This is a genomic window from Desulfobulbus sp., assembly GCF_031547805.1.
Classification (GTDB): domain Bacteria; phylum Desulfobacterota; class Desulfobulbia; order Desulfobulbales; family Desulfobulbaceae; genus Desulfobulbus.
Map to the genome: position 1 here is coordinate 18,413 of NZ_JAVBRQ010000026.1, position 21,088 is coordinate 39,500.

General features: G+C 60.5%; 8 protein-coding genes. 2 read left to right on the forward strand and 6 right to left on the reverse strand.

Going from position 1 to position 21,088, the window contains the following annotated elements; genetic code table 11:
* Window positions 1–297: 297 nt before the first annotated feature.
* The gene (locus tag RMR13_RS09070; protein ID WP_310600323.1) at window positions 298–3,366 is read left to right on the forward strand and encodes a PAS domain S-box protein; all 3,069 of its coding nucleotides are present in this window, start codon (window positions 298–300) and stop codon (window positions 3,364–3,366) included.
* Between the two features lie 83 nt (window positions 3,367–3,449).
* On the opposite strand, the gene RMR13_RS09075 is transcribed toward RMR13_RS09070, so the two are convergent.
* Together RMR13_RS09075 and RMR13_RS09080 are read right to left on the reverse strand one after the other, a co-directional pair.
* Window positions 3,450–5,723, reverse strand: a complete 2,274-nt coding sequence (locus tag RMR13_RS09075; protein ID WP_310600324.1) for an ATP-binding protein — start codon at window positions 5,721–5,723, stop codon at window positions 3,450–3,452.
* 575 nt (window positions 5,724–6,298) lie between these two features.
* Window positions 6,299–8,512: an ATP-dependent RecD-like DNA helicase gene (locus tag RMR13_RS09080; protein ID WP_310600325.1), complete on the reverse strand. Its 2,214-nt coding sequence runs from the start codon at window positions 8,510–8,512 to the stop codon at window positions 6,299–6,301.
* Between the two features lie 412 nt (window positions 8,513–8,924).
* On the opposite strand from RMR13_RS09080, the gene RMR13_RS09085 reads away from it, so the two are divergent.
* The gene (locus tag RMR13_RS09085) at window positions 8,925–9,560 is read left to right on the forward strand and encodes a PEP-CTERM sorting domain-containing protein (RefSeq protein ID WP_310600326.1); all 636 of its coding nucleotides are present in this window, start codon (window positions 8,925–8,927) and stop codon (window positions 9,558–9,560) included.
* Between the two features lie 458 nt (window positions 9,561–10,018).
* Here the strand turns inward: RMR13_RS09085 and RMR13_RS09090 are convergent, their stop codons facing one another.
* The 4 genes from RMR13_RS09090 to RMR13_RS09105 all read right to left on the reverse strand — a co-directional run bounded on the left by RMR13_RS09090 (window position 10,019) and on the right by RMR13_RS09105 (window position 21,018).
* Window positions 10,019–13,603, reverse strand: coding sequence for a hypothetical protein (locus tag RMR13_RS09090; RefSeq protein ID WP_310600327.1), 3,585 nt, complete (start codon window positions 13,601–13,603; stop codon window positions 10,019–10,021).
* 687 nt (window positions 13,604–14,290) lie between these two features.
* Complete coding sequence (locus RMR13_RS09095; protein ID WP_310600328.1) at window positions 14,291–17,707, reverse strand: autotransporter outer membrane beta-barrel domain-containing protein; 3,417 nt, start codon at window positions 17,705–17,707, stop codon at window positions 14,291–14,293.
* A gap of 1,775 nt (window positions 17,708–19,482) precedes the next feature.
* On the reverse strand, window positions 19,483–19,677 hold the full coding sequence (locus RMR13_RS09100) for a hypothetical protein (RefSeq protein WP_310600329.1): 195 nt from the start codon (window positions 19,675–19,677) through the stop codon (window positions 19,483–19,485).
* An 801-nt stretch (window positions 19,678–20,478) separates the two neighbouring features.
* Entirely contained in the window at window positions 20,479–21,018 is a 540-nt protein-coding gene (locus RMR13_RS09105) for a rhodanese family protein (protein ID WP_310600330.1), read from the reverse strand.
* Window positions 21,019–21,088: the final 70 nt, after the last annotated feature.

Here is a 21,088-nt window from a genome sequence, read left to right on the forward strand (position 1 = left end):
GCCCGCCCTGTCTCCTCAAGCCGCCGACTTTCCCGTTCTTTCAATCTCCCTGCTGAAACCAGCCCGCCCTTCGCGGCGCTTCGCGCGCGTTTCCCCAGCCCGCCAGGATGGCGTTTGACATCCTGGCCGCATCGTTCGCCAAGAATGACAACACCCTTCCGATACCCGGCCGACACCCAATTACCCGCTGGCCTCTGTAAGCAATTTCATGTACATTAAATTATCCTCCGTTTCGTCCGGGATCAACGCATCGTGCACGGTGCATCTTCCCTCAATCTCACAACCACGGGCCACCCAATGTCATGTGAACACAGGAAAACGCCGAACGGACATGCATGTTCCAGCCTTGCCGAAGGTGCGGGGCCTCCTCCCCTTTCGCCTGCGGTCCCGGTCGAGACGATTCCCCAGCCCCCTCCTCCCGACCAGCCGACGAAAAAAGCCGGCGGCTTCCGCACGGATTACGAAAGCCTGAAGCAGCTGCTTGAACTGGCGCCGCTGGGCTATCAATCTCTTGACGAAAACGGGCACTTTATCCACGTCAACCAGACCTGGCTCGAGATCCTCGGCTACAGCAGAAACGAGATCATCGGTCGCGATTTTGCGGACTTCCTCCATCCTGACTGGCGAATCCCTTTCCGCAACAATTTTCCCAAATACAAAAACAAGGGTGAAGTCAAGTCCGCTGAATTCGAAATGCTCCGCAGGGACGGCTCGACCGTGTCCGTTTCCTTCGACGGCAAAATCGCCAGGGACGCACGGGGGAACTTTCAGCAAACCCACTGTTTTTTCCGGGAGATAACCGATCAGAAAAAACTGGAGAGCTACCGGGAAATGGGCCGCGAGATTCTCCAAATCTTAAGCGGCCTGGAAACGTTGCCCGAATCCATTCACCGCATTCTCGACGTGCTGCGGCAGGGAACAGGGTTTGACGCGGTCGGCATACGGCTTCAGGATGGGGACGATTTCCCGTTCTATGCCCACAAGGGTTTTTCCGATGCCTTTCTTGCCATGGAAAATTCCCTGCTCGAACACCAGCGGCAGGAGCCCTTGTGTCGAGGCAAAGACGGCGGGAGCCGATTGGCCTGTGCCTGCGGGCTGGTCCTGGCCGGACGCACCGACCCGGCGCATCCCTTTTGCACCTTGCGCGGCAGTTTCTGGGTCAACGACTCCCGGATTCTTCTCGATCTTTCCTTCTTGCAGGATGCCGGGTTTCACCCCAGGAACCAATGTGTGCACGGCGGCTATGCCTCCTTTGCCCTGGTCCCCATCAGGGTCAGGGAAAAAATCGTCGGCCTGCTCCATTTCGGCAACGCGCGGAAAAGCTCTTTCTCCCCCAATTCCGTCGGCCAGCTCGAAGAGATCGCCTCGCACATCGGCGAGGCGCTGCTGCGCAAGCAAGCGGAATCGCAGCTCGAGGAGGAAAGAAGCCGGCTGACCGATCTCATCGAATTTCTTCCCGATGCCACCTTTGCCATCGACCACCAGGGACAAGTCATCATCTGGAACAGGGCCATCGAAAAGATGACCGGCCTGTCGGCGGCAGACATGGTGGGCAAGGGGAACTACGCCTACACCATTCCCTTTTACGGCAAGGCCCGTCCGCAGTTGATTGACATGATTCTGGAAAACCACGAGAATATCGACACCCTCTATCCGAACATCATCCGGGAAGGACAAACGCTGACCACCGAGGTGTTCTGCAACGGCTTGCACGAAGACGACGGGGGGGCCTGGGTTTTTGTCAAGGCGTCCCCCCTGCACGATCAATCGGGCCGGATCGTTGGCGCCATTGCCAGCATTCGGGATATCACCGACCGAAAATTCACCGAGGAAAAACTCAAGAAGAGCGTGGCTTGGTTCAAGGCCCTGTTCAACGCCACTTCCGATTCGGTGATCCTGATCAACTCCGATGGCACCATCCTCGACCTGAACGAAAACGCGGCCCGACGGCGTTCCCTGGACGCCGATGCGCTCCGGGGCAAGAATCTGTTCGAGCACCTGCCGTCGGCCGCGGCCGCAATGCGACGGCAGACCATCGATCGGGTCCTGCACGAGCGCAGGCTGGTCGAATACGAGGAATACCGCGAAGGCAAACACTATCTCGTCCGGCTGTATCCCATCATGGATAACCTGGGCCGGGTTATCCAGGTTGCCGGTTTCTCCCGGGATATTACCGAGAGCAAGAAGGCGGAGGAGGAAAAGGACAAACTCCAGACCCAGTTGACCCAGTCCCAGAAAATGGAAGCCATCGGCACCCTGGCCGGCGGCATTGCCCACGATTTCAACAATATCCTGGGGGCGATCCTCGGCTATACGGAGATGGCGCGGGATCATGTGCCCTCCGATTCGCTCGCGTTCAAGCATCTGGAGCGGATTCAGGAGGCCGGCGAAAGGGCCGGGGCCCTGGTGAAGCAGATCCTGGCCTTCAGCCGGCAGGCGGACGCCAAGCGCATCCCCGTGCTCCCTTCCCAGGTGGTACGGGAAGCGGTCAAGCTGCTGCGTCCGTCCCTGCCGGCAACCATTTCAATCGAATTGGAGTTGGAGGATGCCATCAGGCCCATCTTCGCCAATCCGACCCAGGTGCACCAGATCCTGATCAACCTCTGCACCAACGCCTTCCACGCCATGGAACACAGCGGCGGCATCCTCAAGCTCGTTCTCAAGAACCGCGAGTTGTCCGCAAGCGACCTGCAGCATCGACCGGAAATTGCCCCGGGCAGGTTCGTTGAACTTGCCGTCGGCGACACCGGCATCGGCATTCCCCCGGAAATACGGGAAAAAATTTTCGACCCCTATTTCACCACCAAGGAAGTCGGCAAAGGGACCGGCATGGGGCTTGCCATTGTCCACGGCATCGTCACCAGCCACAACGGCCTCATCACCTGCGACAGCGAGGTCGGCAAGGGAACCGTCTTCCGGGTTCATTTTCCGGTCGCCGAGCATATAACCTGCACCGCGGCCAAGAGCGAGGCCGCGCCCGTGGGCACGGAACGGATTTTGTTCGTCGACGACGAGGAGATGCTGGTGGAGTTGGGCACGCTCATGCTCGAGCGGCTGGGATACAAGGTGACGGCCCGCACCAACAGCCTGGAGGCGCTGGTGACTTTCCAGAATCAGCCGGATGCGTTCGACGCGGTGATCACCGACCACACCATGCCGGGCATCACCGGCAGCGACCTGGCCCTGCGGATTCTGCAGATACGGCCCGACATGCCCATCATCCTCTGTACCGGCTACAGCAACCTGATCTCGGAGGAAAAGGCGCGCTTGCTGGGCATCCGGGGTTTCGCGATGAAACCGCTGGCCCAGAAGGACGTCGCCCTGCTGCTCAGGAGCTTGCTCGACCAGGCCGCGGGCGCTTGCTGAGTTCCTTGCCGCATCAAGCGCGGTCCGTTATCGGATCGTAGGCGGGCCGCCGCAGGCTATATGGGCTATATGGGCTATATGGGCTATATGTAGCGTGTCCAGTATCGCAGGGTTTCAAGCAGTTTTTCGTGGTCGATCGGCTTGGTGATGTGGTCGTTCATGCCTGCGGCCAGGCTTTTTTCCCTGTCGCCGCTCATGGCGTTGGCGGTCATGGCAATAATGGGCATGGTGGGTTTGCAGGGGCCGTCCAGGGCCCGGATACGGCGGGTGGCCTCCAGCCCGTCCATGACGGGCATGAGAATATCCATCAGCACCAGATCGAATTTCTGGGCGGAACAAGCCGCCACCGCTTCAGCCCCGTTGACGGCCATGACCGGGGTGATGCCCAGCATGCTCCGCAGAAGTTCCTGCGCGATTTCCCGGTTTAACTCGTTGTCCTCCACCAAAAGCACTTTCATGTTGCCCACGACTTCGCCGGAGGACAGGGCGGTCCGCGGCGGGATGGGCAGGTCGTCACTGCCGCCCCGGCGCAGCAAAGCGGTAACGTGGAAGGTGCTGCCACGTCCGGGTTCGCTTTCCACCCAGATATTCCCGTGCATAAGCTGGGCCAGCAGTCTGCAGATGGTAAGGCCAAGGCCCGTGCCCCCGTACTTGCGAGTGGTCGACCCGTCGGCCTGGGAGAAGGCGTCGAACACCAGGGCCAGCTCCTGCGCTGTCATGCCGATGCCGGTATCCCGCACGCTGCAGTGCAGCAGCACCTCCTCGCCCCGGTCTTCCGCGACGTCGATGTAGAGGGAAATGGAGCCTTTTTCGGTGAACTTCAACGCGTTGTTGCACAGGTTGAGGCAAATCTGGGAAAGACGGAGGGAGTCGCCGATCAATACCTGGGGAACGTCCGGCGCAATGTCGAGGCTGAGCGCAAGCCCCTGTTCGTTCGCCTTGTGCTCAAGCAGGTCCGCCAGGGACTGCATCATGTCCGAAAGACGGAATGCCTTGTTTTCCAAGGTCATTTTCCCGGCTTCGACCTTTGAGAAATCCAGGATGTCGTTGATGATGCCCAGCAGGTTTTCGGCGGCCCCCTGAATTTTGGTCAGATAATTCTTTTGCCTTTCGTCCGGGTCTGCCTGCAGGGCAAGATAGGCCATGCCGATCACGGCATTCATCGGGGTACGTATCTCATGGCTCATCCGCGCCAGGAATTCGCTTTTGGCCCTGGTCGCGTCTTCCGCCCGGAGTATCATCTGCTTCAGGTTCTCGACCATGATCCGCAAAGAGCGGGAGAGAACGCCCAATTCGTCGTTGCGGGTCACGTCGATGGGCTGTTCCAGGTTGCCCCGCCCCACTTTCTCGGCCCTTGCGGCCAGACGGTAAATATCGCGAGTGACCGGAGTGACGGCCAGGTAAATAACCACGTAGGCAAACAGCACGGCCAGGACGGCGGCCACGAGGCCGATACGCTCCACGTCGCGCACGGGGGAAAGCAGATATTCCTTGTCCGCACTGGCAAGCGCGTACAGGTTGGTTCCCGGCAAATGGTAAAAGGCCAGAATTCTCGGCCCGGCCGGATCGGTAATCTCGATGAACCCCGAGGGCTTTTGCAGCACTTCCCGGAACCAGGGTTGGTCGCTGTACGAATGGGAGGCAATGGCCGCATCGTCCAGGGAAGCGGCCGTCATCCCGCTTTGGGTGACGATGACCGTTTTCAGCCACGGTTTGTCTTCCAGCTCCAACGCGGCCTGGGTTATTTTCCGGATTTGCAAGGAGCCGACCATGGCCCCGCTGTGTCCGTTATGGGTGAATCGGGTGGCCGCCGCCATCAGGGCATCGCCGGTGATGCGGCTGCGGAAAGGTTCGGAAAGCACCACGCCCTTGCCGGCCATGGCCTCATGGAACCAGGGGCGGATGGAAATGTCCAGGGTACCCACCGCGGCGGGCAGGGAACAGATGAGCGTCATGCCCTTGTCGTTGGTGACGTAAAAGGTCTCGTAGTAGCCGCAGGCTTGCCCAAGGCGGGCAAGCAAGGTATTGGCGGCCAGCACGTAGGTGTTCCGGTCCGGATACTGGTCCGTGCCCACGGGATCAAGGGCGGCCGCGATGCCGGGCACGTTGGTGGCAAAGGTCACATCCGCCTTGGCGCGGGTGATCTGCCCCAAAATGGTGTTGCCCACGACCACGGCGGCATTGAGAATCTTCTCCTGGCTGGCTTCAAGAAGCGAATCCTCGGCTTTGCGCACCACGGCCAACAGGGAAAAGCATGAGGTGGCGAGCACGATGCCGAGAATAGGGGCCAGCAGTTTCGTCTTAAGACCGATGGAAGGGATTCCGACAGCGGCGGAAGACGCGTTTTTTGGGGCCATATGTCACCGTTACGGTTTGGATAACACTACTCTATTCCCCAAAAGAGGTTCTTTGGCCAAAAGCGCGCCAGAAGCTGCGGAGGTTGTAGCGGCCAGGCCCGAGGTACTCCGGATATCGGCAACCACGGGCTTGGCGTTTCGGGAGTATTCCGTGGGCAAACGGCGGAGGCGGCCATCGCGGGTACCGGCGTCGAGCGCATTGCAGCCGATGCCAATCGCCCGCACCTTGCAGTTCAAATGGGTGCGTCATGGCTGCGCTTCCGGTGTTGCCGGGTTCGCCGCCAGAGAGCCTCGCCCAGGTCACGCCACCTTGCCATATCCCGCCACCGGCCCCCCTGACGCACGCTTGCCGGATTGGTCCCAAAATACGAAGTATTCCATTACCTCTTCCGCGCTATTGAGGCAAGGGCAAATGCGTAAACCCCTGTTATCCGGCCAAGCAATCGTGCTCGTCGAGCTGCCGGCGGTAGGTTTTGTGGCACCCTGCCGATGCCTGCCGGGACGCGGCGGCTGGGGCACGACGGCTCGAGGTTTCGTCCCGGGCAGTCGCCTCGGTCATGGCCGGTCATAATCGATCATAATCGATATTGGCCACCGCCATCCCCCCCGGCGGCCAGGCGGGCCCGCAGGTTGGTCAACCGCCGGTTGGCGTTGAAATTCTTGACCGCCATGGCCAGCGCCTTGGACTGGCCGATGACGACCACCAGCTTTTTCCCCCGGGTCACGGCGGTATAGAGCAGGTTGCGCGCCAGCAACAGGTAATGCTGCATGGCCAGGGGAATGACCACGGCGGGATATTCCGAGCCCTGGCTCTTGTGGATGCTGGTGGCATAGGCCAGCGCCACCTCGTCCAACTCCCCGAAGCCGTACTCGACCCTCCTGCCGTCGTAGTCGACCCACAGCAGGCCCTCGTCCGGGTCGATCTCCAGAATCCGCCCGATATCTCCGTTGAAAACTTCCTTGTCGTAATTGTTCACGGTCTGGATGATCTTGTCGCCCGGCGCGTAGGCGGTCCCGAATCGGACCACCCGTGGTTCGGCGCCGCTGTTCAGCGCCTGCTGCAGTTCGGTGTTCAGGGCCTGCGCCCCCAATCCGCCCCGGTTCATGGGCGTCAGCACCTGGATGTCCCGCACCGGATGCAGGCCGAACCGCTTCGGGATGCGCTCGACCACCATCTGCAGCAGTTTGGCCCGGATTTCCTCCGGCGTGGCCGCGGCCACGAAGTAAAAATCGGCCAGCTCCTTGGTGTCGTGCTTGAGCGGCATCTCGCCGCGGTTGATCCGATGGGCGTTGACGATGATCCGCGAGGCCGCGGCCTGGCGAAAGATCTCGGTCAGGCGGACGGTCGCCACCGCGCCGGAGGCAATCAGGTCGGCCAGCACCGCCCCCGGCCCCACCGACGGCAGTTGGTCGACGTCGCCCACCAGCAGGAGCGCGGCCGCATCCGGCACCGCCGCCAGCAGCTTGTTCATCAGCACCACATCCACCATCGACGACTCGTCCACCACCACCAGGTCAGCGTCGAGCGGGTGTTGCCGGTCGCGCTTGAAGCCGAAATTCTGGGGATCGAATTCCAGCAGGCGATGGATGGTTTTGGCCTCCTGGCCGGTGGCCTCGGCCATGCGCTTGGCCGCGCGGCCGGTCGGGGCCGCGAGCAGGATGTCAAGCCGCTTGGCGGCAAGAATCCGCAGGATGCCGTTGACCAGCGTGGTCTTGCCGGTTCCCGGACCGCCGGTGACGATGAGGACCTTGCTGGCCAGGGCAAGCCGCACCGCATCCCGTTGCGAGGGCGAAAGCTGCAGGCCGGTCCGCTCCTCCACCCAGGGCAGGGCCCGGTCGGCATCGATCGCGCCCCACGGCGGCGGCCCGCTCGCGATCCGCAGCAGGTGGTTGGCCACGCCCAGCTCCGCCCGGTGCAATGGGGCCAGAAACACGCTGGGAACCGTATCGATCTCTTCCGCCACCAGGTTGCCCTCGTCGATTTCCCGCCGGACCGCCTCCGCCAGAATCTCCCCGGGAATTTGCAGCAGCTTTTCGGCTTGGGCAAACAGCGTGTCGCGGCTCGCGGCGCAGTGGCCGTCGCCGGACAATTCCTGCAGCACATGGCGCACGCCGGCCTGGGCGCGGATCAGGGAATCCGGGGCAATGCCGAGCCGGCCGGCGATCTGGTCGGCGGTCTTGAAGCCGATGCCGTGGATATCGAGCGCCAGGCGATAGGGGTTTTCCGCAACCTTGGCGACCGCCTCGTCGCCATAGACCTTGTAGATCCGCACCGCCCGCCCGGTGCCCACGCCGTGGGAGTGGAGGAAAACCATGATCTCCCGAATCGCCTTCTGCTCGGCCCAGGCGGCGGTGATCCTGCCCGCCCGTTTCGCGCCGATGCCGGGAAGCGCCAGCAGCCTCTCCGGCGTGGCCTCGATCACCGCGAACACCTCGACGCCGAACTCCCGGACCAGGATCTTGGCGAAATGGGGGCCAATGCCCTTGACCATGCCGGAACCCAGATATTTTTCGATGCCCTCCAGGGTGTCGGGGGGAATGGTGGCCAGGCGCAGGGCCTTGAATTGCAGGCCGTGGGTCCGGTCGTTGTGCCAGCTGCCGACACATTCGACGAATTCGCCCGGGGTGATGGCGGCGGCGTTGCCGATAACCGTCACCAGATCGCGCTGGCCCCTGGCCTTGACCCGCAGCACACAAAACCCCGACTCCTCGCTGTGGAAGGTGACCCGCTCGACCGAACCGGAAAAGCGCTCAACCGGGATATCCGTGCCGGGATGTTTGCGGTGCATGGCGTTGCGATCGAAGCCGCCGTTCGGACGATGACCGCACCCATGCGGGACCGCGTCCGGACGAGATGGAAATCTTGCGATGCATTGTATTGATATTTTTCTTCTTTCGCACCTCCAACCTGCATCGCCGCGATCCGGCCGGACAGTGTCTTGCGTTCGGAGGTGCGGCATCGGTCATGGTGCGGGTTGTATCACCCATCGGTAATTAAATTTCGTTCTTGTAATTGCAAACCGGGCCGCGCCCAGGATCGAGAACAGCCCGCCGATTCGCAATCGCGAAAAAATATCGCACCGATTCAGCGTGTTAGCACAAAAAAATACCATCATCCCGCAACGGGACCGCATTGTGCATCCATCCGGAAAACATGGAACACACACCAGACAAACTCATTCATCCAAGCAGGGAAACATCATGAACAGTCTGTTAAAAGGAGCGGTGGCAAGCGGGTTCTTGCTCGGTTTGGCCGGCGTCGCCCAGGCCAATCTGATCGTCAATGGCAGCTTTGAGGAAAACGCCCTGGCACGCGGGAGCTGGAGCGTCTTCAACGCCATCGACGGTTGGTCGACGGTGTCGGGGCCGGGGATCGAAATCCAAAACAACGTCACCGGGCCGGCTTATGACGGCGTGCAGTTCGTCGAGCTGGACAGCCATGCCAACAGCGCCATGGCGCAGACGATCGGCACCGCCGCGGGCCAGACCTACCTGCTGGAATTCGCCTATTCTCCGCGCCCAGGAGTCGACAGTTACTCCAACCTGATCGACGTGTTCTGGAACGGGATATCGCTGACCGACAACGCCGGCATTACCGCCAACGGCGCCGCCACCACCCTTTGGTCCCTCCTGAATTTCAATGTGGTCGGCACCGGCAACGACACCCTTACCTTCGCGGCCCTGGGCAAGAGCGACGCGGTCGGCGGCTTTGTCGACGGCGTCAGCCTCACCGCCGCCGCCTCTACCCCCGCCCCGGTGCCCGAACCGGCGGCCCTGCTGCTGTTCGGCACGGGCCTGGTGGGGCTTTCCAGTTGGATGCGGCGGATGCGGGGCTGATCTCCCTTCGGCGAAATCGCACATCGCAAGGCAGGGCCATACGGTCCTGCCTTTTTTTATCTGGTGGCCACTCCCATTCGGCCCATCTCACCCCAGCCGGTATCTGCGGAAACTTGTACGATTTCTCCTCGCGGTGCCCGTCGAAATGGCGCAAGCTCGCTTCTCCCGCCGAAATGACGGCAACGAACGTTCGGTACAATGGCACCTCCAGGCGCATTGACAAGGCCGGGCAAGTTGTCATCTCGAACGCGGTGAGAGATCTCGTTTGATCGACCGGTTTCCGCAGGGTCACGAACACCACCGATTGCCAATCGAGCGAACCTGGCTGAAACACGGCAGCATCGGCAACAAAAAAAAACGGGAACAATACGCGCCGTATTGTTCCCGCCTGTTGCTCACATGCTTACATGGGGCGGACAGGGCACCCGCAAGTGCCCTGTCCGTAAAGAGAGAAACGATCAGAAGGTGAAGGTCAGGGCAGCGGTCGCGCCCACACCTTCGCGCTCGCCGGTGTATCCCTGGACACCGAAATCAATGGAGAGACGATCGGCCGGGGTGATGGAGATACCCAACTCGCCCTTGCCGGTCGAACCCTGAAGGCTGGGCTCGTCGATGGCCACGCCGTCCAGGGTGCCGCCCACATCGCCGTCGAACTCATACTCCCAGGCCGCGCCGACATAACCGGTGGCCATCTTGCAGAAGGTGTAATGGTACCGGCCGCCCAACTGGCTGCGCAGGGAATTGGCATCGTCGAAATCCAGATGCTCGGCCGCGTCGGTGGTGGTGCTGTAGCCGCTCAGGCGGGTCCACAACATGCCGCCGTAGATGTCCAATCTGCCTCGATCGGCAAAATCGAAAATCTTGCCCAGACCGACATGGCCGCCCACGTAGGTGGTGTCGTCGTCGTAGCGGGCATCGGGCAGATTTCTGAGATTTTGGTCGGTGCTGACCGTGCCGGCCCGCATGGACAGGTCGGCATAGATGCCGCCGGAGAAATCGTTGCGCAGGGCGATGCCGCCACCGTAATAGTCGGTGTTGCCGTCGCCCTCCACATTGAGGCCGGGGAAGGAGTTATAGCTGGAGTAGTCGCCGTGGCCGGTTTCAAAGAAGATGGCCACGCCCAGACGGCCGATGCCGGTTTCGGCGCGCATCGCCGGTCCGATGACCATGTTGTAGTAGTCGGCGTCGACATGGCTGCCCGAATCCAGCCGCATGTCGGCGTATTCCGCTCCGAACATCATCCCCAGTTTGGCGCCTTTCTCGAACAGGCCGCCCTGGACGTAGGGATCGAAGGTGTTGCGGACCACCCGGCTTTCCAACTCGGAGCCCTGATACAGGTTGCCCAGGGCGGCGATGTTGCCTTCCAGGTAGGCCTTGGCAAAGGTCGGCTGGGACCAGACGAAGTTGGCCAGCAAGTCTTGGCCGTTATCAGCCACCTGCAGGTTGAAGAGGTATTCTTTGACGCCCGAAACGCTGTAGCCGTTCACCGGCACGCCCTGGGTGGTGTTGTCGATGACCGGTTGGTTGGAATCCACCAGTTGGATCTGGTCGTTGAGCTTGAGGCCGGCAAAGGGGTTGCCCTGGGTGGCCCGCAAGTTGACGGTGGCGCCGTCTGCCAGGGTCACTTGGCCGTCGACCTTCAGCATGTAATTGGGGCCGCTGCCGTTGCCCAGGTACGAGGTCAGGTTGGCACCCGCCGGCAGGATCATGTCCACCGTGCCCACGGTGCCGGTGGCTGTGGTCGGGTTGCCGGGATGGCCGCCCAGCCAGATGTTGCCCACCCAGTTCTGGCTCATGCTCGGATCGTTGTGGACGTTGACCGCCAGGGTGTCGGCCCAGTAGGTGCCCAGACCGGCATTGGCGGTCAGGGTCCGGACGGCCGTGCCGTCGACGGCACCCAGGGAGATGGTCTTGAAGTACACGCCGCTGGCGCCGGAATCGGTGCTGCCGGTGGTGTTCACGAAGTTGAAGGCCGTGTCGATGAAGGTGACGTCGACCCGGTTGATATTGGTATTCACCGAACCGGGGGTGCCGGCGCCGGTCAGGTTGAGCTGCCGGGTCTGCAGGGAGTCGCTCAGGACCAACTGGGCCGTGCCGCCGCCGGTGCCATTCATGGTGACGATGCCGATGTTGGCCTGAGATTGCTGATCGTTGCCGGTTTCCAGGCTCTGGGCGTAAATGCCCTTGGTGCCGCCGTTGGTGCCGGCAGTGGAGATGGTAACGTTGAAGTTGCTGGTGTCGATCTTGGCGTTCTCGGCGACGATGCTGGCATCTCCCGCTTTGCCGTTAGCGCCGTCGACTTTAATGGCGTTGGCGGTCAGTCGATCAGTGGCGCTGGCAATGAAGCTAGCGTCGCCATCACCGGCGGTGACCGTCAAATTGTGGACCGTCACCTGGGTGTTGCCGGTCACCATGGCGCTGGCTGCAGCATCGCCGGAAATGACGTTGGTAGCCCCGGCGATATTCAAGCCTCGGGAAAGGAAAGTGGACGTGCCGGCAGTATTGGTGGTGAGGGAGGAATCGACGTTCAGGTTGCCCGAGGCAACGGCCACAGTGGCCGCAGGAGCGAAAAAGCTGGCGTGTCCGCCACCGCTGCCGCTCGTTTTCACTTCCAAATGTTGGTTTGGTCCGATAATTTCCACCGTGCCGGCCAAAGGAGCGTTGAAGCTGGCGTTACCGGAACCGCTGGAGTTGATGGTCATGGTGTTCGTGCTTTTGACAAATCCGCTGCCCAGAACGCTAACGGTCATGCTGGCGTCACCAGCACCCGTGGTGCTAATGGTGGTGGTACCGCCGCCATGGTATTCAACGGAATTGAAGGTGGCGTCGCCGCTGCCGGTGCTTTGCACCAAGACGTTACCATGGGTGGTGACGATGCCGCTGCCGTCGGCGGTGAAACTGGCATTGCCACCGTCGATAGTGCCCGTGGTTTGGACGGTCAAGGCTTGCAGGTCGGCGTTGCCGTGGACGGCCATGGTGGCATTGCCAGCGGTCATAGTGGCACTGCCATTATGCTTTGTTTCGACAGTAGTGGCACCGTCAACAGTCAGATTGTTCGATTCATAGGTGGCGTTGCCGCTGGAGTTGCTCTGCACCAGAACCGCGCCGGTGGTGGTGACCACACCGGTGCCATCGGCCTTGAAGCTGGCGTTGCCCGTACCGTTGCTGACCACGCTCAGGGTGGTCAGGTCGGCGTCGCCGTGGACCAGCATACTGGCCAGATAGTTGGTGGCCGTGACCGTGGTGGCGCCGTTGGCGGTCAGGCTACCCGATTCATAGGTGGCGTAGTTATCATCGGCCTCGACGTTCACCGGGCCGCTGGTGGTCAGCGCGACATCCAAGAAAAAAGTGGCGGAACCGCCCCGGCCGCCGTCACTGCCATAAGGAGTATTAGTGGTGCTAGTCCAGTCGGTGACATCACTGCCGCGGGCCCCGGCCTTGACATTCAGGCTGGCGATGTCCCGAGCGGTGCCGCTGACCGTCCAGTTCAGACTGGCATCGCCGCCGTCGCCTCCGTTACCGCCGTTCCAGCCTAGCCACTGATCATCATGAGATCCGTTTGCATTTCCCGCACCGCCGTTGCCGCCGTTGCCGCCGAGAATATTCACGGTGTCGCCGGTACCCACCGCAGCTGCGGTCATGTCGCTAGTGTTGGCCGCGGCGGCGCCGCCGTTGCCGCCAGTACTGCTCGAAGTAGGGCCGCCGCCAGCCGCGCCGCCACTGCCGCCACCAATGTTGGATGCCGTGCCGCCAGTGCCCACGCCGCCGCCGACGGTGCCGCCAGTGCCGCCGGTGCCGCCACTGGTGCCGCCGCCGGTACTGCCATTGGCGCCCGGATTGGTGGCGTTAATAACACCGCCGCCGCCGCCGCCGCCGGTGCCAACACTATCACTCCCGCCGGCGTTACCACCACCACCACCACCGCCACCGCCGACGATAGCAATATTGCCTGCTTGCGCCGTGGGCACACCCGCCAGGGGGGTCACCAACAGGGCCAGGGTCAGGGCCCCGATCTTTTTCTTGAGGAAAACTCTCTTCTTCATTGGCACTTTCTCCACAACTGTATGATTTCAAACAAACAACAGGCCAAGGCCCGTCGCATCCAACCCGTGCGCCGCCCGCGAGCGGCCCCTAAGTACAATTTTTTTAACCATACAGAACGAAAAACGATCATTCAATACGTTATCAATCACCTCCCGCAAAATACAAAAATTTGTATACCCAGACTCGATCCCCGGCATTCCCCTGGGCCAAGCAACAGCCCATTATTCCACCTTTTCCCAACAGAAACAGGCGACTCGGCCGAATCGAGCCTTGCGGCCGGGCCAGCGGGCCGTTTGCCTCCACTTCAGGCAGGACAACCAAAACGCCCCGGTTTTGAAGGCAGTGGAATTGCCCCAGAATTTCGCTGACCTTCCTCTAGATTTCACCTCACTGCGCTCGTCGCCATGCCCGCCAGGGAACATTCGACACCATGACAAGGCCAGGGACAAGGATGACGCTGGTCAGATGTCATCTCGAACGCAGGGAGAGATCTCCGATCTCCGTCTATCAGCCGGCGGCGGCAGCCATTAAGGACACAGCCGATTGCCTGAAAGAAGACCTGGCGGAAGTTTGCGGGCCAGCGGCAACAAAAAAAAACGGGGACAATACGCGCCGTATTGTCCCCGCTGGTGTTCGGGTGGGGCGGACAGGGCACCTGCACGCACCCTGTCCGCAAGGTGAGCCGATCAGAAGGCGAAGCTCAGGATGGCGGTTGCGCCCACACCTTCGCGCTCGCCGGTGTATCCCTGCACCCCCAGATCGATGGAGAGCCGTTCGACCGGTTTGAAGGAGACCCCCAACTCGCCCTTGCCGGTCGACCCTTGGAGGCTGGGCTCGGCGATGGCCACGTCGTCCAGGGTGCCGCCCACATCGCCGTCGAACTCATACTCCCAGGCCGCGCCGGCATAGCCGCTGACCGTCTTGCTGAAATTGTGGTGGTAACGGCCGCCCAACTGGCCGCGCAGGGAAGTGGCGGCATCGAACTCTAGGCGCTCGGCCGCGTCGGTGGTGGTGTCGTAGCCGTTCAGGCGGGTCCACAGCAGGCCGCCGTAGAGGTCCAGCCGGCCCTGGTCGGCGACAGTGAAGATCTTGCCCAGGCCCACCCGGCCGCCCACATAGCTGGTGTCGTCGTCGTAGCGGGCCTTGAACCGGTTCCTGAGATTCTGGTCGACACTGACCGTGCCGGCCCGCAGGGACAGATCGGCATAGAGGCCGCCGGTGAAATCGTTGCGCAGGGCGATGCCGGCACCGTAATAGTCGGTGTTGCCGTCGCCGTCCACATTGAGGCCGGGGAACGAGTTGTAGCTGGAGTAGTTGCCGTGGCCGGTCTCGAAGAAGACGGCCATACCCAGGCGGCCCAGGCCGGTTTCGGTCCGCATTGCCGGTCCGATGATCATGTTGTAGTAGTCGGCGTCGACATGGCTGCCCGAATCCAGCCGCATGTTGGCGTATTCCGCCCCGAACATCATCCCCAGATTGGAACCTTCCTTGAACAGGCCGCCCTGCACGTAGGGATCGAAGGTGTTGCGGACCACCCGGCTTTCCAGCTCCAGGCCCTGGTACAGGTTGCCCAGGGCGGCGATGTTGCCTTCCAGATAGGCCTTGGCAAAGGTCGAATCGAACCGGAGGTAGGTCGCCAACAGGTCTTGGCCGTTTTCGGCCACGAGCAGATCGAAGTAGTAATCCTTGGCACCGAAGGAACTGTAGCCGTGCACCGGTACCTTTCGGGTGGTGTTGTCGATGACCGGCTTGGTGGAATCCACCAGTTGGATCCGGTCGTTGACCTTGAGGCCGACAAAGGGATTGCCCTGGGTGGCCCGCAGGTTGAAGGCCGCGCCGTCTTCCAGGGTCACCTTGCCGTCAACCTTCAACATGTAGTTGGGGTTGGCGCCGCTGCCGTCGCCCAGGTACGAGATCAGGCTGGCATTCGCCGGCAGGATCATGTCCACCGTGCCCACGGTGCCGGTGGCAGTGCCGGGGATGAGGGGAGTGGACGGGGTGCCGGGATGGCCGCCCAGCCAGATATTGCCCACCCAGTTCTGGCTCTGAGCCGGGTCGTTGTGAACGTTGACCTTCAGGGTATCGGCCCAGTAGCTGCCCAGACTGGTTCGTTTGGCGGTCAGGGTCCGGATCCCGTCGGCGGCGCCCAGGGAAATGGTCTTGAAGTACACGCCGCTGGCGCCGGAATCGCTGCTGGCCACGGTTTGGTGGAAATTGAAGGCGGTGTCGATGAAGGTGACATCGACATTGTTGATATTGACGACCACGGAGCCGGGGGTATGCTTACCGATCAGGCCGAGCGACCCGGTTTGCAGGGAATCGGTCAGAACCAGTTGGGCCGAGGCATCGAGACTCTGGGCACTGTCGCCCACGCCCACCCTGCCGTTGTTGCTCCCGTTCACCTGGTCGTTACCGGTTATCAGGCTCTTGGCGTAAAGGCCCTTGGTGCCGCCGGTGGCCTGGTAGATGGAGACGATGGCAGCGTTGCCGTTGGTGTTGATTGTGGCGTTTTCGGCAAAGATGCCGGCATTGCCGGCACCAAGACCATCAACCTTGATTTTCTTGGTGTTGATCAGGTCGGTGGCGTTGGCAATAAAGCGGGCGGCGCCGGCACCAGTGGCGCTGACCGTCAGGTCGCCGGTCGTCACCAGGCTGCCGGTGATGGTGGCAGTGGCCGCGGCCGCGCCGGACTTGACGGTGGCGGTGCCGGCAATATCCAGGCCACGGGCAAGGAAGGTGGCGGTGCCTTGCGCATCGGCGGTGGAAGATTCGACGTTCCAGTCGCCTGCGGCCACGGACACCAAGGCGTTGGGGGCGCTGAAACGGGCCTGGCCGGAATCGTTGGCGATCACTCTCAGTTGCTTGTCTGGGCCGGTGACTTGCACGGTGTCGGCATTGGGGGCGTCGAAGCTGGCATTGCCGGCACCCTCGGTCTTGACACTGATGAGCCCCTGGCTCTTCACCGCCCCGGGGCCGTTGACAAGTATACTGACATCGCCGGAGGTGTTGCTCCAAGTCCAGATCGATGTATTGCCACCGGAATCGAGCTGCGCGGCTTCGAAGCTGGCATCGCCATTTCCCCCAACAACGACGGTCAGAGAACCGGTGGTGACGGCCCCATCGGCCGTGAAGCGGGCATTGCCTGAGCTCCCGGCATTGTTGCCCACATTCAGGCTGGCCAGGTCGGCGTTGCCATGGACAAGGACGACAGCGTCGCCGACACCTTCGGTTCGGATGGTAGGAGCTCCCCCGGAAATCAGACTGCCGGATTCGTAGCTGACATTACCCGTACTGCCGGTCGATACATGAAATCTTAGCGTACCGGTGTTGTTGACGGTACCATTGGCCAAAAAACTGGCATGGTTCGAACCGTCGGTAGAGATATCCAAGGCACCGGTGGCTAGATTACCGTCGAGGACAAACTCGGCAAAGCCACCCTGGCCGCCGGTGCTGCCATCCACGCCGGTCCCGTCGGCACCCGACCTGAGATCCAACTTGGCAATGGAACGGTTGCCGGTGCCCCAGTCCAGCCTGGCATTGCCGCCGGCCCCGCCAGGACTGCCAGCGCCGCCAGGACTGCCAGCGGAGGTGGTGCCGCCGCTGCCGCCGTTGCCGCCGTAAATGTATACGTTGTGGCCGGGAGCATCTTCCACGCCGGCCGCGGCCATGTCGACGGCATTGGCGTTGACGCTGCCGCCGGCCCCGCCTTTGCCGACAACCCCGCTGTTGGCGCTGTCTTCGCCATCACCGACCGTACCGGTTCCTCCCGCTAGTGTATGAGTGCCACTCCCTCCGGTCCCGCCGGCATCGCCGTCTTTATTGGCATCGCCGACACCGCCTGCTCCACCGCCTCCGCCAGTGGCACTGTCGGAAGCAGCCCCCGTCCCGGCAATGTCGATTCTGTCGGTGGTACCGATGTAACCGCCGTTGCCGCCGCCGCCGGCGGCCGGAGTACCACTGCTGTTCCCGCCGCCTCCGCCGCCTCCGCCGCCGCGGATATAGATGTTTTCCGCCTGGGATACCGGGGCCTCCATTAAGGGGCTCATCAACAGGGCCAAGGCCAGGACTCCGGTCTTTTTTTTGGGGATGATTCGCTTTTTCATAGATAGCTTCTCCACAATTGCAAAATGTTTATTATTCGCACAGTTACATCTTTCGGGTTCAACCATGGCGCCGCCGGGGGCGGTCTGGCATACATTTTTTGCACCGATTCCCAAAAGACGATTCGACCACCTGTCACGACAACCTCCTGGAATTACAAACCTTCAGCCACCCAGCCATGACCGCCGGCCATAGACGCCACCAGACCCAGCCCCAGACCGCTGATCGATCTTTCCCGAACAGTAACGGGGCGGGCGGTCGATGAAGGCCGCGCGACTGGCACGGCCAAGCCAAAAAACCGATTTCCGTTGCAATGCAGCCAACTTCAGCCCTGGCAACATCGTGCTGAAATTTCGTTATATTTCCCATCTCGGCATCCGTTGAATCGACAGACAGGGAATGTGCCGCAATGACACCCCAGGCAAATTGTCATCCATCTCGAGCGCAGTGGGAGATCTCGTTTGATCGACCGAATTCCGCAGCGTGAAGAAAAAGCCGATTTCCGGGGGAGGAAAAACTTGACTGGAATTTGATGGTAATCAGAAAAAACGTCCCTTCGTTGCCACCGGCGGGTTTAGGCCTCAAAACCGGCAGGCCGCCGCATCACCACCCCAGTATCCTGCAAGGCGATGGGGAGAAAGAGAACGAACGGAGTGGATAAGGACACCGTGGTGGGTGGAGTGCGTCCAGGTGTCCTGAATGGCATCCCATCCTTTTCCCGAACACACTTCCCAACCACTGCGCACCTTCACCATTCAAATTTTCATCAACTTGAAATTATTGACATTATCACCATTTTACTCTGCAAATTTGCTTATACATATATTCACTTATATCCATGATAGCGGCTCGCCGATCCCATTCAAGTAGAATCGGGATTGTGTATTATTTTTTTCAACTTCCACTTCCTATTCAGGAGTTGTACGCAAGATGGAAATTCAATAAATCCTGTAATAACAGCAGAATAACCAAGCAAAGGATGGGGTTTTGCGGAACTGAGGCGTCGAGCAGAGAGGGCTATCCGCGTCTTACGCAGATCCTATGTTCTGAAGGGATGTTGTTTGGATGCGTGCGGGAAGAATCCGCACATACCACAGCAAGGCAGGAAACGGTGCGTACCGGGTGAAGGCGGCACCGGCGGACGCATTGGTATTTTTCCTGTTACCCGCCAAGTGCGGGGGCGCGCGGGAGAACCGGATATAGCGGCGAGCAAGAGGCTCGGGGTCTTTTGAGGAAAGGGATGGCAATCCGCGCCACTCTCTGTAAGAGCGACGTCTTTTGGAGTTTTGATTGCCATCGAACTTCATCCAGGCTCGTTCGCCGGCAATCGGCGGCGTTCTTGGCGCTCCGGAAAGCCGGTCGATCAAACGAGACCTCTCACTGCGTTCGAGATGACCATGTGGCCAGCGTTATCTTTGTCCCGATGTTTTGGAGTTATGCGGAAATTTGTGGCAGATGGCCTGGATGAGCATCAGGCAGGCAGACCCTGTCGGTGGCTGGCAGAACTTTGTCGTTTGGCGAGAGCGTCTGCCACCGATGTACGGATGGCGCATTCAGAGAGCACCGTCCAGCCGCAACCGGGCACGACAGTCCCAGCGGCACCGACAAGAACACTGTGCAGCGGCTTCGCCTGGAACTCGAGATTACGGCAGGATAAGAGGCGTTGGCATAAAGGGGCGGCAGGTATTGGGGCCCAAAACAAGCAATAGCGGAGAGAACGAGATGAACGCAGTGGTTTGGCCCCAGGCGGACTTGAGCAAGGGCGGCTGTTTTGAAATTATTTTGGCAGAATGCCTCGTCCGATCAGCATCAGACAATCACCATAAAGATTGAGCCAATATTTTTTGTCCTTCTTGTCGTTGGCAGTGGTGCTGAACCGATCGATTGTGAGCATCAGGTCGTACGCCACGCGATATTTTGAGTCTTGATTGACCAGTACCGAATCGGGAATCCCTATCTGTTGATTTGACATTGTTTTTTCCGGATGCTGCAAGGGGCATGCATTGCCCTTTCGTAATATATATTACTCATAAAACAAAAAAAAACGAACAGTGACTGCAACGAGAGCAGGCATGCCAACATTGTACAGGGGAGGTAATCCTTTTCCAATGGTCAGAAGCAGAAAAAAAGAGGTCTCCGACATTTTATGCGCATCGCAGTCACGATGATGTAAGGCGCGGATATGGATATCAGCATTTTTATATATAACGAAATCTCGTAATGCAGTTGTTACGCTGTTATCACAATTGCATTGCCGACTCTAAAATCACCGAGGAAAGGTAAGGTAAATCCCCGCGGCTTTTTCCCGGCAGAGGCCGCCGCACTCCCCACGCGTGGGAAACATTTCATTTTTCACCCCATGACTGATAGAGCGGGTAAGGGGAAGATGGACCAGAAAACAGGCGTCTGTTGCGGGGTGGACATGAGCGAAAGCGGTTTTTTCCCGAACGGCTCGAGGACCTGTTTTGCGTTCGTGAAGCGGAAGGACCGCACCTTGTCCCGTGCCAAGACCCGAAAGGATGAGACCAGGGCCGCGCGGGCGATCCGGGCAAGCTGGCGAACAGTGCAGAAGCGGATACCGAGCCGAGCGGCCAAAAAAGAAGCTCTGCTCCCCCATCAGGCGAGGGCAGGCCTCGGGGCAAGCCGGTGAGAGAAAGAAGATCAGGCCGAAGCGGCCAAGAAGGCGGTGAAAGGTGGAAAGTTCGGCCCAATGCAGGGCATGAAGACGCTGCCTTTCAGAAGGAATGGCCGGGGATGAAAGACATCGTTTTTTTCAACTTCCCTCGTCCGGGCATCCGCAGGACTTGTGCCTGTTTCTGGAGACACGCGTCAGCAATTTGGCCATGAGACAGATGCCGGTGTAACCCGCGAACACAAGGCCCACCCCTACAAAAAGCGTCAACCAGGTGAAGGCTGGAATGAAGAAGCTGAACAGGGAGAACACGAACACCAAGCTTCCAGCGATCATCTGTATCTGACGCGGCACGGGTATCGGCACGACCCGCCGGACGACAGGCAATCCGGCTTTTTTCCACTCTTCCAAGCCGCCTTCAACGAGGTATGTCGCGGCAAAGCCTCGCCCTTCCAGGGATGCGGTGTTGTCCTTGGTGCGACTGCCGGAACGGCAATAAAAAACCGCCGGCCGCTCTCTGTCCGGATCAGGGGCCAAGAGGGGCAACACCGACAGCGGCTCCAGACGCGCCCCTTCTATATGTTCGCGCCCGAATTCCTCTGACTCGCGGATATCCACCAGCAGGGCATTTTCTTCCTCAACCAGGCGTTTCGCCTCGGCCGGACTGACACCGTGGATCATGTGTGGCCTCCTTGTGTGAAATGTTCAAGATCAGGCAAAATGCTTAGAAAAGAGCACGCAAAGAAAAAAA